13 protein-coding genes are annotated in these 18837 nt (G+C 65.1%); 4 read left to right on the top strand and 9 right to left on the bottom strand.

The features are described 5' to 3' along the window. Positions 1–144 precede the first annotated feature (144 nt). The 4 genes from H8A95_RS33410 to H8A95_RS33395 form a co-directional block, all read right to left on the bottom strand. Complete coding sequence (locus tag H8A95_RS33410) at positions 145–2124, bottom strand: acetyl/propionyl/methylcrotonyl-CoA carboxylase subunit alpha (protein WP_229187052.1); 1980 nt, start codon at positions 2122–2124, stop codon at positions 145–147. Further along, positions 2121–3749, bottom strand: coding sequence for an acyl-CoA carboxylase subunit beta (locus H8A95_RS33405; RefSeq protein ID WP_229187051.1), 1629 nt, complete (start codon positions 3747–3749; stop codon positions 2121–2123). The genes H8A95_RS33410 and H8A95_RS33405 overlap by 4 nt, the downstream gene beginning before the upstream one ends. Positions 3750–3902: 153 nt before the next feature. Beyond that, positions 3903–5504 (bottom strand): AMP-binding protein, encoded by a 1602-nt coding sequence (locus tag H8A95_RS33400; RefSeq protein ID WP_229187050.1) that lies wholly within the window; start codon positions 5502–5504, stop codon positions 3903–3905. A gap of 124 nt (positions 5505–5628) precedes the next feature. After that, on the bottom strand, positions 5629–6495 hold the full coding sequence (locus tag H8A95_RS33395) for a beta-keto acid cleavage family enzyme (RefSeq protein WP_229187049.1): 867 nt from the start codon (positions 6493–6495) through the stop codon (positions 5629–5631). A 214-nt stretch (positions 6496–6709) separates the two neighbouring features. Here H8A95_RS33395 and H8A95_RS33390 point away from each other — a divergent pair, with 214 nt between their 5' ends. Next, positions 6710–7933 (top strand): ABC transporter substrate-binding protein, encoded by a 1224-nt coding sequence (locus H8A95_RS33390; RefSeq protein ID WP_229187048.1) that lies wholly within the window; start codon positions 6710–6712, stop codon positions 7931–7933. A gap of 138 nt (positions 7934–8071) precedes the next feature. On the opposite strand, the gene H8A95_RS33385 is transcribed toward H8A95_RS33390, so the two are convergent. The 4 genes from H8A95_RS33385 to H8A95_RS33370 form a co-directional block, all read right to left on the bottom strand. Next, complete coding sequence (locus H8A95_RS33385; protein WP_229187047.1) at positions 8072–8893, bottom strand: helix-turn-helix domain-containing protein; 822 nt, start codon at positions 8891–8893, stop codon at positions 8072–8074. Positions 8894–9090: 197 nt separating this feature from the next. After that, positions 9091–9747 (bottom strand): glutathione S-transferase family protein, encoded by a 657-nt coding sequence (locus H8A95_RS33380; protein WP_229187046.1) that lies wholly within the window; start codon positions 9745–9747, stop codon positions 9091–9093. Next, complete coding sequence (locus tag H8A95_RS33375; RefSeq protein WP_229187045.1) at positions 9747–10916, bottom strand: acyl-CoA dehydrogenase family protein; 1170 nt, start codon at positions 10914–10916, stop codon at positions 9747–9749. The genes H8A95_RS33380 and H8A95_RS33375 overlap by 1 nt, the downstream gene beginning before the upstream one ends. Positions 10917–11048: 132 nt before the next feature. Continuing rightward, the gene (locus H8A95_RS33370; RefSeq protein WP_229187044.1) at positions 11049–12185 is read right to left on the bottom strand and encodes an acyl-CoA dehydrogenase family protein; all 1137 of its coding nucleotides are present in this window, start codon (positions 12183–12185) and stop codon (positions 11049–11051) included. Positions 12186–12399: 214 nt separating this feature from the next. Between H8A95_RS33370 and H8A95_RS33365 the strand changes: the two genes are divergently transcribed. Next, complete coding sequence (locus H8A95_RS33365) at positions 12400–13941, top strand: acyl-CoA synthetase (RefSeq protein WP_229187043.1); 1542 nt, start codon at positions 12400–12402, stop codon at positions 13939–13941. Positions 13942–14063: 122 nt separating this feature from the next. Then, positions 14064–15284 carry an ABC transporter substrate-binding protein gene (locus tag H8A95_RS33360; protein ID WP_229187042.1) on the top strand — a complete coding sequence of 407 codons (1221 nt, stop codon included), beginning with the start codon at positions 14064–14066 and terminating at the stop codon, positions 15282–15284. A gap of 259 nt (positions 15285–15543) precedes the next feature. Here H8A95_RS33360 and H8A95_RS33355 read toward each other — a convergent pair whose 3' ends face one another. Continuing rightward, positions 15544–16308: a helix-turn-helix domain-containing protein gene (locus tag H8A95_RS33355; RefSeq protein WP_229187041.1), complete on the bottom strand. Its 765-nt coding sequence runs from the start codon at positions 16306–16308 to the stop codon at positions 15544–15546. A 199-nt stretch (positions 16309–16507) separates the two neighbouring features. On the opposite strand from H8A95_RS33355, the gene H8A95_RS33350 reads away from it, so the two are divergent. Continuing rightward, entirely contained in the window at positions 16508–18781 is a 2274-nt protein-coding gene (locus H8A95_RS33350; protein WP_229187040.1) for a marine proteobacterial sortase target protein, read from the top strand. Positions 18782–18837 lie beyond the last annotated feature (56 nt).

The raw sequence follows: 18837 nt of genomic DNA, 5'->3' as shown, positions 1-18837 counted from the left end.
CCACCGTTGCTGATTGTTGCACCGGGCTGTGGCCACAGCCTGTTCCAACAACCTCGATCGGTGGCTATGGGTCCCGGGTCGCGCGGAGCCTGTCATCGGGCGGCGCTACGCGCCGACCCGTTGGCTTGCCCGGGACGACAGTCCTTATGCGGCGGCTTCGATCTCCACCACGATCTTCCCCGTCGTCACCTGTTCGCCCTCGGCGACGTCGATCGACGACACCGTGCCCGCGACACCGGCGGTGTGGACATGCTCCATCTTCATCGCCTCCAGCGTCATCACCGGCTGGCCGGCCGCAACCTTGTCGCCGGCCTTGACCAGCACCGCAACGATCCGGCCGTTCATGGCGGCACGGACCTTGCCGTCACCACCGGCGGCCGTCGCGCTCTCGGGCGGCGCGAGCGTGAGATCGCGGGCCGACAGCGTGACGCCGCGATGCAGGATGTGCAGCCGGTCGCCATCGCGCAGGAACCTGGCCTGCTCCATCAGGCCGTCGTGATGGAAGCGGATGCTGTCCAGGCCGAGCTCGTCGATCACGAAGCTGAAGCGATCGCCGTTACGGGTCGCGAGGTAGCTGCCGTCGCGCTCGCGGACGATCTCGATCTCCTGCACGCCGTGGCCGAGGTCGATCCGCAGACCGAGCGGGAATGTCGCGGACAGTGACCGGCCGCGCTGCCATGGCGGCGCATGGGGATGCGTGACGTAGAGCAGCAGCGCTGCAAGCGCGATGTCGCTGCCGCGATCGGGCCGCGGCGCCAGCAGCACGTCGCGGTTACTGCCGATGAAAGCCGTGGTCGCTTCGCCCTTGGCGAAGACCGGATGACGCAGGCAATCGATCAGGAAACCCTGATTGGTGATGACGCCGAAGGCCGTGACCTGCTCCAGGGCGCAGATCAGCTTGCCGCGCGCCTCGTCGCGGGTCGCGCCGTGGCTGATGACCTTCGCGATCATCGAATCATAGAACGGCGGAATCTCGGAGCCGGACTGCAGCGCATGCTCGACCCGGATGCCATCCGGCATCTGCCACCGCGCCATCGTACCGGATTGCGGCATGAAGTCATGCCCGGCATCCTCCGAGCAGAGCCGCACCTCGATGGCATGACCGGAGAAGGTGATGTCCTCCTGCCGCAAGCCGAGCGGCTCACCCCGCGCGACACGCAGCTGCAATTCGACCAGATCGAGCCCGGTGATCGCCTCGGTGACGGGATGCTCGACCTGGAGCCGTGTGTTCATCTCCATGAAGTAGAAATTGCCGGCGCGATCAAGCAGGAACTCCAGCGTGCCGGCGCCCTCGTAACCGATCGCCTTGACCGCTTGCACCGCGACCGCGCCCATCCGCGCGCGCAGCTCCGGCGTCACCGCGGGCGACGGCGCCTCCTCGATCAGCTTCTGGTGCCGCCGCTGCACCGAGCAGTCGCGCTCGCCGAGATGGATCGCGTTGCCATGGCGGTCGCCGAACACCTGGATCTCGATGTGGCGGGGATCGACGATCGCGCGCTCCAAAATCACGGTGGGGTCGCCGAACGCGCCCTGTGCTTCCGATCGCGCGCTGCGCAGCGCATCCGGAAACGCCGCTGCATCTGCAACCAGCCGCATGCCGCGGCCGCCGCCGCCGGCGACCGCCTTGATCATTACCGGAAAGCCAATTGTCTTGGCCTCCGCCAGCATGACGGCATCGCTCTGGTCGGCGCCTTGATAGCCGGGCACACAGGGCACGCCGGCCTTCTGCATGATGTCCTTGGCGCCGGCCTTGTTGCCCATCACAAGGATCGCTTCCGGCGACGGGCCGATGAACACGAGACCCGCATCGCGGCACGCCCGCGCGAAATCCTCGTTCTCGGCGAGAAAGCCATAGCCGGGATGCACCGCGCCGGCGCCGCTCGCTTTCGCTGCGGCGATGATCGCGTCGATCTTCAGATAGGATTGCGCCGGCACCGCCCCGCCGATCCGCACCGCCTGGTCCGCTTCGCGCACATGCAGCGCGTCGCGGTCGGCGTCCGAATAGACGGCGACGACGCCATAGCCGAGCCGCCGCGCCGAGCGCATGATGCGCAGCGCGATCTCGCCGCGGTTGGCGATCAGCACCTTGAAGAACGGCGTCCGCGTCACGATGGTACCACTCATGGCCGCGCCACCGAGAACTGCATGCGTTGCGGGCTACGTGCCTCGGCCTCGCGGCAGATCGAAAGCACCTCTGACAGCACCGTTCGCGTATCGCGCGGATCGATCACGCCGTCGTCGAGCACGCGGGCGCTGGTCGAGAACACGTCCATCTGACTGTCGAACACGCCGGTGATCTGCGCCTTCATCGCGTCCAGCTTCTCCTTCTCGATCGGCTTGCCGCGCCGCGCGGCGGCGGCTTCGGTAACGATCGCCATGGTTTCGGCGGCCTGCTCGCCGCCCATCACGGCGGTCTTGGCATTCGGCCAGGAGAAGCAGAAGCGCGGATGGAAGCCGCGGCCGCACATGCCGTAATTGCCGGCGCCGAACGACGCTCCGCAATACAGCGTGATCTGCGGCACCGTCGCCGACGTCACTGCCTGGATCATCTTCGAGCCGTGCTTGATCATGCCGGCCTCTTCATAGGCCTTGCCCACCATGTAGCCGGTGGTGTTGTTCATGTAGAGAATCGGCGTACGCGACTGGCAGCAGGCCTGGATGAAATGCGTCGCCTTGTTGGCGCCGGGTACATCGAGCGGGCCGTTGTTGGTGATGATGCCGATTGCCTGCCCCTCGATCCGGGCATGGCCGCAGACCGTCGCCGGGCCGTAATTGGCGCCGAACTCGGTGAAGTCGGAATCGTCGATGAAGCGCGCGATCGCCTGGCGCATGTCGACGGGACGCTTGTGGTCCATCGGCATGATGCCGAGCAGCTCTTCGGCGTCATAGCGCGGCGGCTTGAACGCGGCGGGTTCGGGTGCCGGACGATCCCGAGGACGATCCCATGGCAGCTTGGCCATGATGTCGCGCGCGATGCGCAGTGCATCGCGGTCGTCTTCGGCAAGATAATCGCCGAGGCCGGAGACCTGGGTGTGCATCTCAGCGCCGCCGAGCTCCTCCTCGGTCGCGATCTCGCCGGTGGCGGCCTTGAGCAGAGGCGGCCCGGCGAGGAAGGCGCGGGTACGGCCGCGCACCATCACGATATAGTCGGAGAGGCCGGTCTGGTAGGCGCCGCCCGCGGTCGAGGAGCCGTGGGTGACGGTGACGACCGGAAGCCCCGCCGCCGAGAGCCGCGCCAGGTTGCGGAAGATATTGCCGCCGCGAACGAAGTCCTCGACCCGGTAGCGCAGCAGATTGGCGCCGGCGCTTTCGACCAGTTGCACATAGGGCAGCTTGTTCTCCAGCGCGAGCTCCTGCACCCGCAGCGTCTTGTCGAGGCCGTAGGGCTGCAACGCACCGGCGTCGATGCCGGCATCATTGGCGCTGACCATGCAGCGGATGCCAGAGACGAAGCCAATGCCGGCGACCAGTCCGCCGCCGGGCACGCTCTTGTCCGCATCCGGCATGTCGAACATGTAGCCGGCGAGCGTCGACAGTTCGAGGAACGGCGAGCCGGGATCGAGCACCAGCGCGACGCGCTCGCGAGGCAAGAGCTGGCCGCGCTTGTGGAAGCGGTCCTTTGCCGCGGCCGACGCCGCGCGCGTCCGTTCCTCCAGCCCCCGCATCCGGGCGATCAGCGCCAGCATGCCGTCGCGATTGCCCTGGAAGCCGGCGCTGCCGGTGGCGATGGCGTTCTCGATGATGGCCATGTATTTAGCTCCCCCCGTCATTCCGGGATGCGCCGAAGGCGCAGGCCTCAGATGCGCAATGCGCATCGGCGAATCCATACTCACGATCGTGGTTATGGATTCCGGGCTCGCGCTGCGCGCGCCCCGGAATGACGAAACTGAATAGGCGGCCCATCACGCGCTCTTCTCCACAAAATACTCACTGTATTGCTGCCGCAGCTCGACCTTGCGCAGCTTGCCGGTCGCGGTCATCGGCATCTCCTCGAGGATACGCACCAGCTTCGGCACCTGGAAGCCGCCGAGATGCTTTCGGCAATGCGCCTCGATGCCGGCCTCGTCAGCCACCGCGCCGGGCTTCAGCTTGACGAAGGCGGAGACCGCTTCGCCCCATTGCGGATGCGGCAGGCCGACCACGGCGGCGTTTTGCACCGCCGGATGCGCCAGCAACGCCTCCTCGATCTTGACGGAGGCGACGTTCTCGCCGCCCGACTTGATCATGTCTTTCTTGCGATCGAGGAACAGCACCTCGCCATTGGCGTCGATCAAAGCGAGATCGCCGGTATGATGCCAGCCGAACTTGCGCGCTTCCTCGGTGGACTTCGGGTCCTTGTAATAACCCATCATCACGTTGGGGCCGCGGTGCACCAGCTCGCCGATTTCACCGCGCGGCAGCAGATTGCCGTTGTCGTCCATGATTGCGGTCTCGTTGACAACAAGCGACTCGCCCCAGTAATTGCCGAAGCGATCGAGCTGCACCTCCGGCCGCGACATCGTCGTCGCCGGATACATCTCGGTCTGGCCGCTGGTCAGCACGAAGTTCGGACACATGTCGGCCATCGCGCGCTCGAGCAGCGGCTTGCCCATCGGCGCCATGGTGTAGATGCAGCAGCGCAGGCCCGACAGATCATATTCGCGCCGGCGCGGATGATCGAGGATCGCCTGATACATCAGCGACAGGCCGACGAACACCGTGAGCCGGTCGCGGACGATCGCCTCCATGCAGACCACCGGATCGAAACCGCGCATGAGCGCCATACGGCCGCCGACGGAGAGATAGCTGAGCAGCAGCACATGGCCGGCGCAGTGGAACAGCGGAAACTGGCCGGTGATCCCGTCATCGCGTGAGAGCTGCATCTCGATGCAGTTGCTCATCACGGCCATGACCACCGCGAGGTGGCAATGCATCGCGCCCTTCGGCCGTGACGTCGTGCCTGAGGTGTAGATGATCATCGCGAGATCGCGGTCGTTGATCTCGATCTCGGGCTCGATGTCGGATTGTCTCTTCAGCAGGCTGTTGAATTCCTGCAACCCGGTCTTGCCGGCATTTCCGGTCAGGTCGATCGCTATCATCTCCATGCCGCGCGCTTCCAGCGCAGCGCGCCGGTCAGCCTGGGCGTGGAGGTTGTCGTCAATGATGGCAAAGCGCGCCTCGGCATGGCCGAGGATGTAGTCCATGTCCGGCGGCCCGAGCATGGTGTTGATCGGCACCCAGACCAGGCCGGCTCGGTGGATGCCGAACAGCGCTTTGACGAACTCGACCGAGTTGTTGCAGATCGTCGCAATCTTCTCGCCCGGCTTCAGCCCGCGCTGCACCAGGCAATTGGCGAAGCGGTTGGCGTCGCGCTCAAGCTCGGTGAAGGTGACTTGCCTGCCGCCATCGGTCAACGCGACGCGGTCCGGAAATCGCCGCGCGGCGCGCTTCAGCAGGTCGCCGATCGCGACCCGCCCGATGCGGCCCGGGCCGGTGACGCCGCCGGTTGCTGCGAGATTGTCCATGCCTTGCTCCTCACTCGCTGTCATTCCGGGGCAGCCCGAAGGGCTGAGCCCGGAATCCATGGCGCCACAGGATATGCGGCCTGATGGATTCCGGGCTCGCGCTACGCGCGCCCCGGAATGACGATCAGTGCCTGACCCCGAAAATCTGCCTCGCCTCGGCGGGGCTCGCGATCTCGCGGCCGGCGCGGCGCGCGCAGGCGGCGAGCCCTTCGACGAGCTGCCCGTTCGACGTCACCTTGGTGCCGTCGCCGAGATAGAACGTATCCTCGAGCCCGCTGCGCAGATGGCCGCCGAGGTCGGCGGCACGCTGGTGCAGCGGCCATATCTCGGCGCGGCCGATCGCGGTGACCTGCCAATGCGCGTCCGGCGCCTTGAGCTTCAGGAGGATCGGCAAAAGCTCCGGATCGGCCGGCATGCCCGAGGCGACGCCCATCACGAAATTGTATTCGAGCGGGCCGGAATACATGCCGGTCTGCCGGTACATCCCGACGCAACGCACGATGCCGACATCGAAGCACTCGAATTCGGGAATGGTGCCGGCGACCTTCATGACGTCGAGATAGTCCTGCACCTTCTCGACCGCGTTATCGAACATCATCGGCGGCCAGGCCCAGGTGTTGTCGGCCTTGACCTTCAGATAATTCAGCGAGCCGGCGTTGCAGGCGGCAATCTCGGGTTTTGTCTCGCGCACGCAGTCGAGCGCACCCTGGTAGTTCGGCCCGGAGGTACCGGTGGTGTGGTTGATGATCACGCCGGGGCAAGCCTCGCGGATCGCCTGCTGGATCTCCTTGCTGACGCCGACCTCCCACGACGGCAGGTGGCCCTTGTTCGGCGCCTGCTGGCGCAGATGGATGTGCATGATGCTGGCGCCGGCGTTGAAGGCGGCCTTGGCCTCGCGCGCCATCTCTTCCGGCGTCACCGGAACATTGTGCTGCTTTGGGTCGGTAAGCACGCCGTTCAGCGCGCAGGTGATGACGGCCTTGTCGCTCATGGGTCTCTTGTCCGCTTTGCAGCGCACATGCGCTGCTGATTTTCCCATGATGAGAAATTTGCCTTCGCGCCATCTTGCGTTGACTGGCTAAGTGGATGCGCCCGCGCTGTAAATCGCCGCCAGCCGGTTAACACAAGACGCGGAACGCGCCTGACGCATAGGCTCTGCTTCAAGCAGAAGCGGCGCAACAAGCCGGCATCACGGGGAGAACGTCATGGTCTCGATCAACCGGCGCACATGGCTCACCGGCGCGACGGGCGCAGGGCTTGCCGCAGTCGCGGGCCTCCGGCCTTCGCTGGCCGAAGATACACCCGGCGTCACCGCGACCGAGATCCGGATCGGCAGCACGACCTCGCTCAGCGGCCCGGTGTCGGCGCTCGGCGTGCAGGCGCGCTGCCAGGAAGCCTATTTCAAGATGCTGAACGAGCAGGGCGGCATCGCCGGCCGGCAGATCAAGTACATCTATTACGACGACGCGTTCAATCCGGCGAAGACGGTCGAGCAGGTGCGCCGCCTGATCGAGAGCGACAATGTCGCCTTCCTGTTCAACATGCTCGGCACCGCGCCGAACTCGTCGGTCGTCAAATACATCAATGCCGCCAAGGTGCCGCATCTGTTCCTGTCGGTGAACGGCGACAAATGGGGCGACTACAAGTCCTATCCCTGGACCATGGGCTTTGCGCCCAGCGCGCGGACCGAGGCCCAGGTGTTCGTCAAATATGCGCTGAGCCAGCACAAGGACGCGAAGATCGCGGTGCTCTACCAGAACGACGACCTCGGCAAGGACTTCGTCGCCGGTACCAAGGATGTGCTCGGCGAGCGGTTCGCGACATACGCCGTGGTGGCTTCGCACGAGGTCACCGATCCCACGATCGATTCCCAGATCGTCAGCCTGCGCGGCGCCAATCCCGATGTGCTGATCTCGGGCACCACGGCAAAGTTCTGCGCGCAGTCGATCCGCAAGATCTATGAGCTCGGCTGGAAGCCGATGCATTTCATTGCCAGCGGCGCAGCGTCGCTATCCTCGACCATCGTCCCCGTCGGCCTCGACAAGGCGCAGGGCACGATCTCGTCGGCCTATATCAAGGACGTTGCCGACCCGGCCTGGGCCAATGACCAAGGCGTGAAGGATTTCCTCGCCTTCATGGAAAAATACTTCCCCGACGGCAATCCGAAGGAAGGCTACAACCTTTACGCCTATATGGTGGCGAACGTGCTCAAGATCGTGCTCGAGCAATGCAACGGCAATTTCACCCGCGACAACATCATGGCGCAGGCGAACAACCTGAAGGACGTTTATGTCCCGACGCTGCTGCCCGGCATCAAGGTCAACACCAGCCCGACCAATCACCACCCGCTGCAACAGCTTCAGCTGCAACGGATCGAAGGCTCCGGCTGGTTGCGATTCGGCGAGGTGATCCAGGGCGCGAATCTCTGACTGTCGTCCCGGGCAAGCGAAGCGCGACCCGGGACCCAACCACGTATGGGGGTTATTCGAGCGCGCTAGAGCCACAGCCGTCTCAATTGCAGAGATCAGTGGTTATGGGTCCCGGCTTTCGCCGGGACGACAGCGGAGCTACGTCAGCGCGCGCTCTTGCCCCGTCCGGTAGATCGCAAGATCGCGCGAGCCGGAGAAGATCGCGCGCGGCTTCAGGCCATAGAAGCGGCGGATCGAATGGCTGAAATGCGTGCTGTCGGGATAGCCGATGTCCTGCGCGAGATGCGCGAGGTTGATGTCCTGGTTGGCGAAGTGCAGCAGATGCCGCGCGCGCTTCCAGGCGCGGAAGGAGCGGAAGGAGATCCCGGTCTCCTCCTTGAACAGGTGCAGGAAGCGCGACGGCGACAGCCCGGCCTCGGCCGCACAGCCGGCCGCGGTCACCGGCTCGCCGGAAAACTGCCCGATGCGCCCGATCGCGCGTACGACGCGCGGATCGAGCACGCGCTGCGGCAGGGCATCGCCGAAGCACATGGTGTCGAACTCGGCATTCGCGATCGCGTCGCGATGCTGCATCTCGCCGAGCGTCGCATAGGCGTTGCGAATCCGGTTGGCGAACAGATGAGAGTCCGGTCCTTGCAGGCGACGGGCGACGGCTTCCAGCGTGCCATCGGGCACGCTCTCCGGCTCGATCGCAACACAGATCGCCGAGCGATATTCGCTGGTGATGGTGTGGCGCAGGTTCGGCATCGTCACCGCGAGCTCGCCATGGGATTCGCGGCCCTCGCTGGTCGACAGCTGCAACCCGTCGCGGATCGCAACATAGACATGGAATGCGCCGGGACAGCGCTCGCGCGGACGCCCGAGCAGCCCGGCATAGAACACCCGTTCCGGCGTGATCAGCATCCGGTGGCCGGACTGCTGGCCGGACTTCTGGCACTTCGCGTCCACGATCGCGTCCATGGCGGTTCCTCCTCGCGCGGCTCTTTGGGCCGCTGCGGCTCACCTACCATAGCGCAAATTCGCAACCTGTCACCGACGCCAAATGTCGTCATTCCGGGGCGCATCGAAGATGCGAGCCTCAGATGCGCCCAGGCGCATCGGGGAATCTCGAGATTCCGGGTTCGATGCTGACGCATCGCCCCGGAATGACAGAAAAGTTACGGCCGCGCCCGCGGCGCAACGTTCTGTTCCAACCCGGCTTTTTGTTCCGCCGCCACTGCGCGCTTGTAACCTTCGCGCTGCTGCAGCCGCGCCCAATAGGCCGCGACATTCGGCCCGAAATCCTTGGAAAGGCCGATATTGCCGGCGAGCCGCAGCGCATAACCATTTGTAATGTCCGCAGCGGTGAAGCGTTCCGCGCAGAGGAATTCCGATTTCGCGGCGGCGGCTTCGACCGCGCGCAGGCGGCCCAGGAACCATTTTGCATAGTCGCCCGACACTTGCGGGTTGCGCCGCTCCTCCGGCTCCAGTTGGCTGTAGCGGAGCACCAATGTCTGCGGAAAGGTCAGCGTTGCATCCGAAAAATACATCCAGTTCAGGAACGCGCCATAGGCCGGCTCGTCGACGCTGACGACCAGGGGCGACGGGCCGTATTTTGTGCCGAGATAATGGCAGATGCCGGAGGACTCCGTCATCTTGGTCTCGCCGTCGACCATGAACGGGATGGTGCCGAGCGGGTTGACGCCGAGATATTCCTTGGCGAACACGCGCGGCGGGAACGGCAGCATCTTCAGCTCATAGGGCAGCCCGAGCTCCTCCAGCATCCACAGCGGACGGAACGAGCGCGCGGCGTCGCAGTGATAGAGCGTGATCATCAGGCGTTTCCCTTTTGCTTCATACCGGGCAGCGTACCCATCATCTTGCACAATACCATGAGCATCACCTCGTCGGCGCCGCCGCCGATCGAGGTCAGGCGGCTGTCGCGATAGGCGCGGCTGACCGGCGTCTCGTTGGTGAAACCCATGCCGCCCCAATATTGCAGGCAGGCATCGGTGAGCTCGCGGCCGAGCCGGCCGGCCTTCAGCTTGGCCATGGTCGCAAGCCGGGTGACGTCCTCACCCGCCACCAGCGCCTCGCCGGCGCGATAGATCAGCGAGCGCAACAGCTCGACCTCGGTCTGCATCTCCGCCAGCTTGAAGTGCACCACCTGGTTGTCGAGGATCGAGCCGCCGAACGCCTTGCGGTTGCGGGTGTAGTCGATGGTCGCGTTGATGATGAACTCGTGCGCCTTCAGGCAGGCCGCCGCGCCCCACAGCCGCTCCTCCTGAAACTGGATCATCTGGTAGGTGAAGCCCTGGCCTTCCTCGCCGATCCGGTTACGCTTGGGCACCCGGACATTGTCGAAGAAGATCTGCGCGGTGTCGGAGGAGCGCATGCCGAGCTTGTCGAGCTTGCGCGCGACCTGGACACCCTTGGTTTTCATCGGCACGCAGATCAACGACTTGTTGCGATGGACCGGACCGTCGCTGGTGTTGGCCAGCAGGCAGATCCAGTCGGCCTGGGTGCCGTTGGTGATCCACATCTTGCCGCCATTGATGACGTAATCGTCGCCGTCGGGTCGCGCATGGGTCTTGATCGAGGCAACGTCGGAGCCGGCGCCGGGCTCGGAGACGCCGATGCAGGCGACCTGGTCGCCGGCAATTGCTGGCGACAGGAACTCGCGGCGCACTTCGTCGGAGCCGAACCGCGCCAGCGCCGGCGTCGCCATATCGGTCTGCACCCCGATCGCCATCGGCACGCCGCCGCAGGTGATGGCCCCGAGCTCCTCGGCCATCATCAGCGCGTAGGAATAATCCAGCCCCTGGCCGCCGAACTCGACCGGCTTGTTGAGACCGAGGAAGCCGAGACTGCCGAGCTTCTTGAACAACTTATGCGCCGGGAAGATGTCGGCCTTCTCCCATTCGTCGACATGGGGATTGATCTCGGCCGCGATGAACTTTTGCAGTGCGCGGCGTGGTTCGTCGTGGTCGGCGGTGAAGAGCATTGTTCTATCCTTCGTCATTCTGGGGCGCGCGGAGCGCGAGCCCGGAATCCATTTCGCATCGAATCTGCTGCCCGATGGATTCCGGGCTCTCGCTTCGCGAGCCCCGGAATGACGGCTGTGAGTGAGAAGCATTCAAAGCCCCATCTGCCTTGACGCGAGATCCTTCATGATCTCCTCGGTGCCGCCGCCGATGGCGTTGACCTTGACCTCGCGATAGATGCGCTCGACCTTGACACCGCGCATGAAGCCGGCGCCGCCGAAGATCTGCACCGCCTCGGAGGCGCAATGCGCCATGGTCTGCGTCGCCTGGTTCTTCATCATGCAGATCTCGGCGACCGGGCTTTCGCCCTGGCCGAGCCGCCACGCCAGCATTTCCAGCATCGCCTGCGAGGCCGCGACCTTCTGCGCCATGTCGACGATCTTGTGCCGGATCACCTGGTGTTGCGCGATCGGCTTGCCGAAGGTCTTGCGCTCCTTGGCGTAGGCGACCGCCTCGTCGAGGCAGACCCGCGCATAGGCGGTGCAGCTTGCCGCCATGCCCATGCGCTCGCTGTTGAAGTTGTACATGATCTGCTTGAAGCCCTGGCCCTCCTCGCCGATCAAATTCTCGACCGGCACGCGGCATTCGTCGAAATGAAGGGTCGCGGTATCGGACGCCCACCAACCCATCTTCTTCAGCTTGGTACGAGACAGGCCGGGCGTATTGCCCTCGATCAGCAGCAGGCTGACGCCGCCGGGGCCTTCGCCACCGGTGCGCACCGCAACCGTCAGATAGTCGGCGCGCATGCCCGAGGTGATGAAGGTCTTCTCGCCGGAGACGACGTAATGGTCGCCGTCGCGCCGCCCCTTGGTGCGGAGGTTCGCGACGTCCGAGCCGCCGCTGGGCTCGGTGATCGCGAGCGCTGAGATCTTCTTGCCGGCGAGCACCTCCGGCAGCACCCGCGCCCTGACCTCGGGCCGGGCGGCGCGGGCGATCGGCGGCGAGCCAATGCTATGGCTCATCAGGCTCGCGGAGACGCCGCCGGCACCGGCGCGCGCCAGCTCCTGCGAGGCCACGATCTTCATGAACTGGTCGGCGGCGATCCCGCCATATTCCTCGGGGAAACCGAGGCCGAGCAGCCCGATCTCGGCCGCCTTGACATAGAGCGCACGGGGAAACTCGCCCTCCTCGTCCCATTGATGGGCATAAGGCTCGATTTCCCTGGCCACAAAGCGCCGCATCACCTCGCGAAAGGCCTCATGCTCGCTGGTGTAGAACGGGTTTGCCATCCGCGTGCTCCAATGATTCTCGCGCCCGACGATGTCCGGATTTCGCCCGGTTCACTTGCGTCGAGTGGCTGTCGGCCGGACCGGCGTTCCATCCGGCGCCCGCCAGCCAGTAAACGCAAGACAGTATCCCGATACGCCCCCTCCACTGCCAATTCATGGCATCAATCGAGCCAGGAACAGGCGGCGCAAGACTACCGTTCCAGAGGAGGGAAATGTGCCGGTTCGTTACTACGACTGGATCGCGCATCATCGCCGGCGCACGCCGGACAAGATGGCGCTTGTCGATCTCGCGAGCGGACGCCGCTTTGGCTATGCGGAGCTCGACGACCGCGTGTCGCGGCTTGCCACCTGGCTGCGCGACGGGCTGAAGGTTGCCCGCGGCGACCGCGTCGCGGTGCTGGCGCTGAACACCACAGATACGATGGAAGTACAGTTCGCCTGCTTCCGGATCGGCGCGATCTTCCTGCCGCTCAACACCCGCCTCACCGTCCCTGAATTGCGCTACATCACCGGCGACGCCGCGCCCAAGGTGATGATCCATGACGACGAGCTCGCCGAGACGGCGCTTGCGGTCGCAAAACTCTGCGATGTCGCTTCCACCGTGCGGCTCGGCCCGGGTGGGGCCTATGAGGCCGGCATCGCGGCGGCCAAACCGCTCGAACGGTTCGAGGAGGTCATGCTCGATGACATCTCGACCATCATGTACACCTCGGGCACCACGGGCCAGCCGAAGGGCGCGATCATCACGCACGGGATGACGTTCTGGAATTGCGTCAATCTCGGCGGCCCCGCCTACATCTCGCCGGCCTCGGTGCTGCTGACGGTGCTGCCGCTGTTCCACACCGGCGGGCTGAATTGCTACACCAACCCGGTGCTGCATGCCGGCGGCACCGTGCTGATCATGCGCGCGTTTGATCCCGGCGAGGCGCTGAAGCTGATCGGCGATCCCGCGCAGGGCATCAACGTGTTCTTCGGCGTGCCCGCAATCTATCAGTTCATGGCGCAGCATCCGAGCTTCGCGTCAGCGGATTTCAGCCGCCTGATGATCGGCGGCGTCGGCGGCGCACCGATGCCGGTGCCGCTGCTCAAGACCTGGGAGGCGCGCGGCGTCGCGCTGCAACAGGGCTACGGCATGACCGAGACCTCGCCGGCGGTGATGGTGCTCGACCGCGAGGATGCGGCGCGCAAGGCCGGCTCATCCGGCAAGCCGGTGCTGCACACCGAGGTTCGGATCGTGCGGCCCGACGGCAGCGATGCCGCGGTCGGCGAGCTCGGCGAACTCTGGGTCAAGGGGCCGAACATCACGCCGGGCTACTGGAACCGGCCGGACGCCAATGCCTCGTCCTTCACTGACGGCTGGCTGCACACCGGCGACGCCACGCGGATCGACGAGGAAGGCTTCTACTACATCGTCGACCGCTGGAAGGACATGTACATCTCCGGCGGCGAAAACGTCTATCCGGCCGAGATCGAGAGCGTGCTGCATCAATTGACAGCAGTGGCCGAGGCCGCGGTCATCGGCATCCCGAACGAGCAATGGGGCGAGGTCGGGATGGCCGTGATCGCCGTGAAGCCGGGCCATTCGCTGACGCCGGCCGAAATCCATGCGCATTGCCTGGCCAATCTGGCGCGGTTCAAGTGTCCGCGCCTGATCGAATTCATCGATGCCCTGCCGCGGAATGCGACAGGCAAAATCCATAAACCGACGCTGCGGCAGCAATACAGCCAGCCGAAGCCAACTGATACTGCCGCATGATCCCGGGACGCGCGTCGCGTCTCCGTGGCCATGTCGAGAGTTGCCCGTAACCGTCTGCCGGGACCGGCTGCGGGTTCGTTGCGTCAAGTCCCCAACCAAAGTAGATCGAGGAAATTGCCTTTATGAAAACCACAAGATTGTCGCTGCTGGCAGCCGCCACGGCGCTCTGCCTGCTCTCCACCCAGGCCGCCTTTGCACAAAAGAAGTATGACACCGGCGCCTCCGATACCGAGATCAAGATCGGCAACGTCGAGGCCTATAGCGGTCCCGCCTCCGCCTACGGCGTCATCGGCAAGACCGAAGAAGCCTATTTCAAGATGATCAACGATCAAGGCGGCATCAACGGCCGCAAGATCAACTGGATCTCCTATGACGACGGCTACTCGCCGCCGAAGACCGTGGAGCAGATCCGCAAGCTGATCGAGAGCGACGAGGTCTTCCTGGTGTTCAACGCGCTGGGCACGCCGACCCAGACCGCGGTGCAGAAGTATCACAACGCCAAGAAGGTGCCGCAGCTCTTCCTCGCCACAGGCGCCAGCAAGTGGAACGATCCGAAGGATTTCCCGTGGACGATGGGCTTTCAGCCGAGCTACCGCGTCGAGGCGCGGATCTTCGGCAAGTACATCCTCAAGGCCAAGCCGGACGCCAAGGTCGCGATCTTCTATGCCAATGACGATTTCGGCAAGGACTACCTGGTCGGCCTCAAGGAGGTACTCGACAAATCGAGCGTCAAGATCGTCGCCGAGGAAAGCTACGAGACCACGGAGCCGTCGATCGATTCCCACATCGTCAAGCTCAAGGACACCGGCGCCGACGTGTTCGTCAACATCTCGACGCCGAAATTCGCAGCCCAAGCGATCAAGAAGATCGCCGAGCTCCAGTGGAAGCCGATGCAGGTGATGACCGACGTCTCGATCTCGATCGGCGCGGTCATGAAGCCCGCCGGGCTCGAGGCCAGCGAAGGCGTGCTGTCGGCCGGCTACCTGAAGGACGCGTCCGATCCGCAATGGAAGAACGACGAGGGCATGAAGAAGTTCATGGCCTTCGCCGAGAAGTACATGCCGGGCGCCAATCTGTCCGACGCCAACCTGGTCTATGGCTACGCCGCGGCGCAGACCATGGTGCAGGTGCTGAAGCAGGCCGGCGACAACCTGACGCGTGAGAACGTGATGAAGCAGGCCGCCAGCCTGAAGGACTTCACGCCCGACACGCTGATCCCCGGCATCCGGATCAACACCAGCGCGACCGACTTCGCTCCGGTCGAGCAGCTCAAGATGATGCAGTTCAAGAACGGCCAGTGGGAGCTGTTCGGCGACATCATCAGCGCCGAGACCGGCGGCTAGCGCCAGCCGCTCGACGAGCAACAATGCCGCGAAGCCGCCCCTCCGGGCGGCTTCGTTGCTCTACGGTTCGCAGGTGGCGGGCTCGCTGAACCCGAGGTAAGTCCGCTGGGTGGTCACCACTCTCTCACCGTCACCCTGAGGAGCGCGCCCTTGCGCGCGTCTCGAAGGGTCGACGGCCCCCGCTGGTGGCCGTGCATCCTTCGAGACGCGCGTGCCGCGCTCCTCAGGATGACGGAACTCGCATCCGATCCTGTCGACGCTATCCGGGCAGGAAGATCGCGAACGGCTCATCGATCGTGCGGCGCAGATGCTCGCGGTAGACAGCGAAGTTGGCATCATCGGCCGAGACCCGCCCAAGGCTCGGCTTGGGCACGTTCTTCACCGGCAGGAACGCGATCGGCGCCGCGACCGGGGTCAGCAGCGAGCCGCGGCCGGCGAGCAGCGTCGTGATGATGCCGTACATCTCGCCGGTGTTGCGCGGGCGCGAGACCGTGATCACGCGATGCTGGCCATGCCTGTTGGTGACGAGGTAGACGAAGCCCGATTCATTCGGCACAGCCACCTCGCCATACTGGGTGTAGTCGGCATCCTGCCGCTCGCCCTCGCGGAAGCCGAGTGATGACGCCGCCTCGTCCCAGGTGATCTCGGTCCGATATGCATAGAGCGCGCCTGGTTCGCCGAAGGATGGACGCACCGTGATGTAGGTGCCCTCGATCCGCGCCACTGCCCGGCGGGAATAGGATCCGAGACTGTCGGGCGCGATCCCGCCATTGGCCGGCGCGGCCACCGTGATCGCCTCCGGCAGCTTGCGTAAGGACACGCCGAGCGCCTGCTCCAGCCGCACCGTGGTCGCCAGCGTGAACGGGCGGTGGCCGCCGAGCACCTTCTCCAGTGTCGAGAGGCTCAGCTTCGCCTGCTCCGCCAGCGTCTGCCGCGAGATGCGGCGGCGCGCGATTTCCTCGCGGATGGTCTCCGCGACCTGCTGGCTCTGCTCGGCGGAAAGCTGCTTGTCCGGCGTCGACATCCTGTTCCTGCGCGGGTTCCCCATGAATCGGCGCAGTCTAGCAGACCGGACAATCCATCACAAAACCGCACAAGCCCGCCTCGGCCGCCGGCGGAGCGCGCCGGACGGCGGCCAATCATTGCCGATCATTCTGCTCGCGCCAAAACCGCCGCTCTCCATGATTGCGAAGCAGCGAAAGCCTCGCTCGGGAGTGACGAAAATGACGATTTACGATGCATGTGAGAGCAGCCCGCAGATCCGCCTGTCGCGCAGGATGCGCATTGCGCTGTTCTTCCTGGTGGAAGGCGTGGCCGCGCTGGTGATCGGCCTTGCGGCGCTGTTCCTGAGTTTCGATCCGGGGTGGTCGGCCGAACTGCCGCAACAGGCAGTGCTGCGGCCATCCGATGCGCGCTCCGGCTCGCTGCTGTTCAAGACCGACGACGGCTATGCCGACGCATTGAGGCTCGGCATCGACGTCGATCTCACGGTGTCGGGCCCGACCGTCCGCGCCCGCGTCACGCAGATCTTCCGCAACCCGACCAAGGACTGGGTGGAAGCGACCTATGTCTACCCTCTGCCGGCAGGCGGCGCGGTCGACACCCTGAAGATGGTGGTCGGCGACCGCATCGTGGTCGGCGACATCAAGGAGCGGCAGCAGGCCCGCGCCATCTACGAGCAGGCCAAGCAGAACGGCCAGAAGGCCGCACTCACCGAGCAGGAACGGCCCAACATCTTCACCAACTCGGTGGCCAATATCGGCCCCGGCGAAACCGTGCTGGTGCAGATCGAATATCAGGAACCGGTGCAGCAGAACGGCAACGAGTTCTCGCTGCGGGTGCCGATGGTGGTCGGCCCGCGCTACAATCCGCGTCCGTTGGTGCAGAGCGTCGATCTCCGCGCCGATGGCAGCGGCTGGGGCGCCACCACGACCGATCCGGTGACGGACCGCAATCGCATCTCCCCCGAAGTGCTCGATCCCGCCACCAACGCACCTATCAATCCGACCAACATCACCGTGCATCTCAACGCCGGCTTCCCGCTTGGCGGGGTGAAGAGCCATTTCCATCAGGTCAAGATCGAGAGCCCCGACAGCACCACGCGCATCGTCAAGCTCGCCGAAGGTCCGGTACCGGCCGATCGCGATTTCGACTTGACCTGGAAGCCGGCCGCCGAGAAGGCGCCGTCGGTCGGGCTGTTCCGCGAGCATGTCGGCAATTCCGACTATCTGCTGGCCTTCGTCACGCCGCCTTCGGTCGAGCAGGCGCAGCAGAAGCAGCTCGCCCGCGAGGTAATCTTCGTGATCGACAATTCCGGCTCGATGGGCGGCACCTCGATCATCCAGGCCAAAGCGAGCCTCCTCTACGCGCTCGGGCGCCTGCAGCCGACCGATCGCTTCAACGTGATCCGCTTCGACGACACCATGGACACGCTGTTCCCGACGCCGGTCGCGGCAAACAGCGCCAATATCGGCAACGCGACGTCGTTCGTCAGCGCAATACAGGCACGCGGCGGCACCGAGATGGTGCCGGCGATGCGCGCGGCACTCTCCGACACCAATCACGACGACGCCAACTCCGTTCGCCAGGTCGTGTTCCTGACCGACGGCGCGATCGGCAACGAGCAGCAATTGTTCGAGACCATCGGCGCGCTACGCGGCCGCTCGCGGGTCTTCATGGTCGGCATCGGCTCGGCCCCGAACACCTATCTCATGACGCGTGCCGCCGAACTCGGCCGCGGCACCTTCACCCATATCGGCTCGGTCGAGCAGGTCGACGAGCGCATGCGCGACCTGTTCGCCAAGCTGGAGAATCCCGCGGTGACCAGCCTCTCCGCGAGATTCTCCGACGCGGCCGCCGACCTGACACCGTCTGCACTGCCCGATATCTATCGCGACGAGTCGCTGGTGCTGGCCGCGAAGCTCGACAAGCTCGCCGGCTCGGTCGAGATCAAGGGCCGCATCGGCGACCGTCCGTGGAGCGTGACGCTGCCGCTGGCGAATGCCGCCGAGGGCAAGGGCCTGTCGAAACTGTGGGCACGCCGCAAGATCGCGGATGCCGAGGTCGCGCGCACCACCCGCCAGGAGAGCCCCGAGGATGCCGACAAGACCATCCTTGCGCTGGCGCTGGAGCATCAGCTCGTCACGCGACTGACCAGCCTCGTGGCGGTCGACAAGACGCCGAGCCGTCCCGAAGGCGAGCCGCTGAAGCTCTCCGAGCTGCCGCTCAACCTCCCCGCCGGCTGGGACTTTGCGAAGGTGTTCGGTGAGCGTCCGAGCCTGCCGGCTGCCCCCACCGGGCGTCGCGCTGACGCCGGCGATGGCAAGATGCACCTCGCTGCGCTGAAGCGGTCACCTGTCGCCACGCAACGTCCCGGCACCATCCAGCTGCCGAAGACCGCGACCGATGCCGAACTGAAGATGATCGCGGGCGTGATCCTGCTCACGGTCAGCCTCCTGCTTCTGGTGTTCAACCGGCGTCAGACGTCGCCCCAATGACGTCGGATGAAAGGAGGAGGTGCCCCCCGACCTCCTCCTTTCCAAGAGCGCGCGCG

The sequence above is a fragment of the Bradyrhizobium oropedii genome, from assembly GCF_020889685.1.
Classification (GTDB): domain Bacteria; phylum Pseudomonadota; class Alphaproteobacteria; order Rhizobiales; family Xanthobacteraceae; genus Bradyrhizobium; species Bradyrhizobium oropedii.
This window is presented reverse-complemented; position numbering and strand designations above follow the sequence as displayed.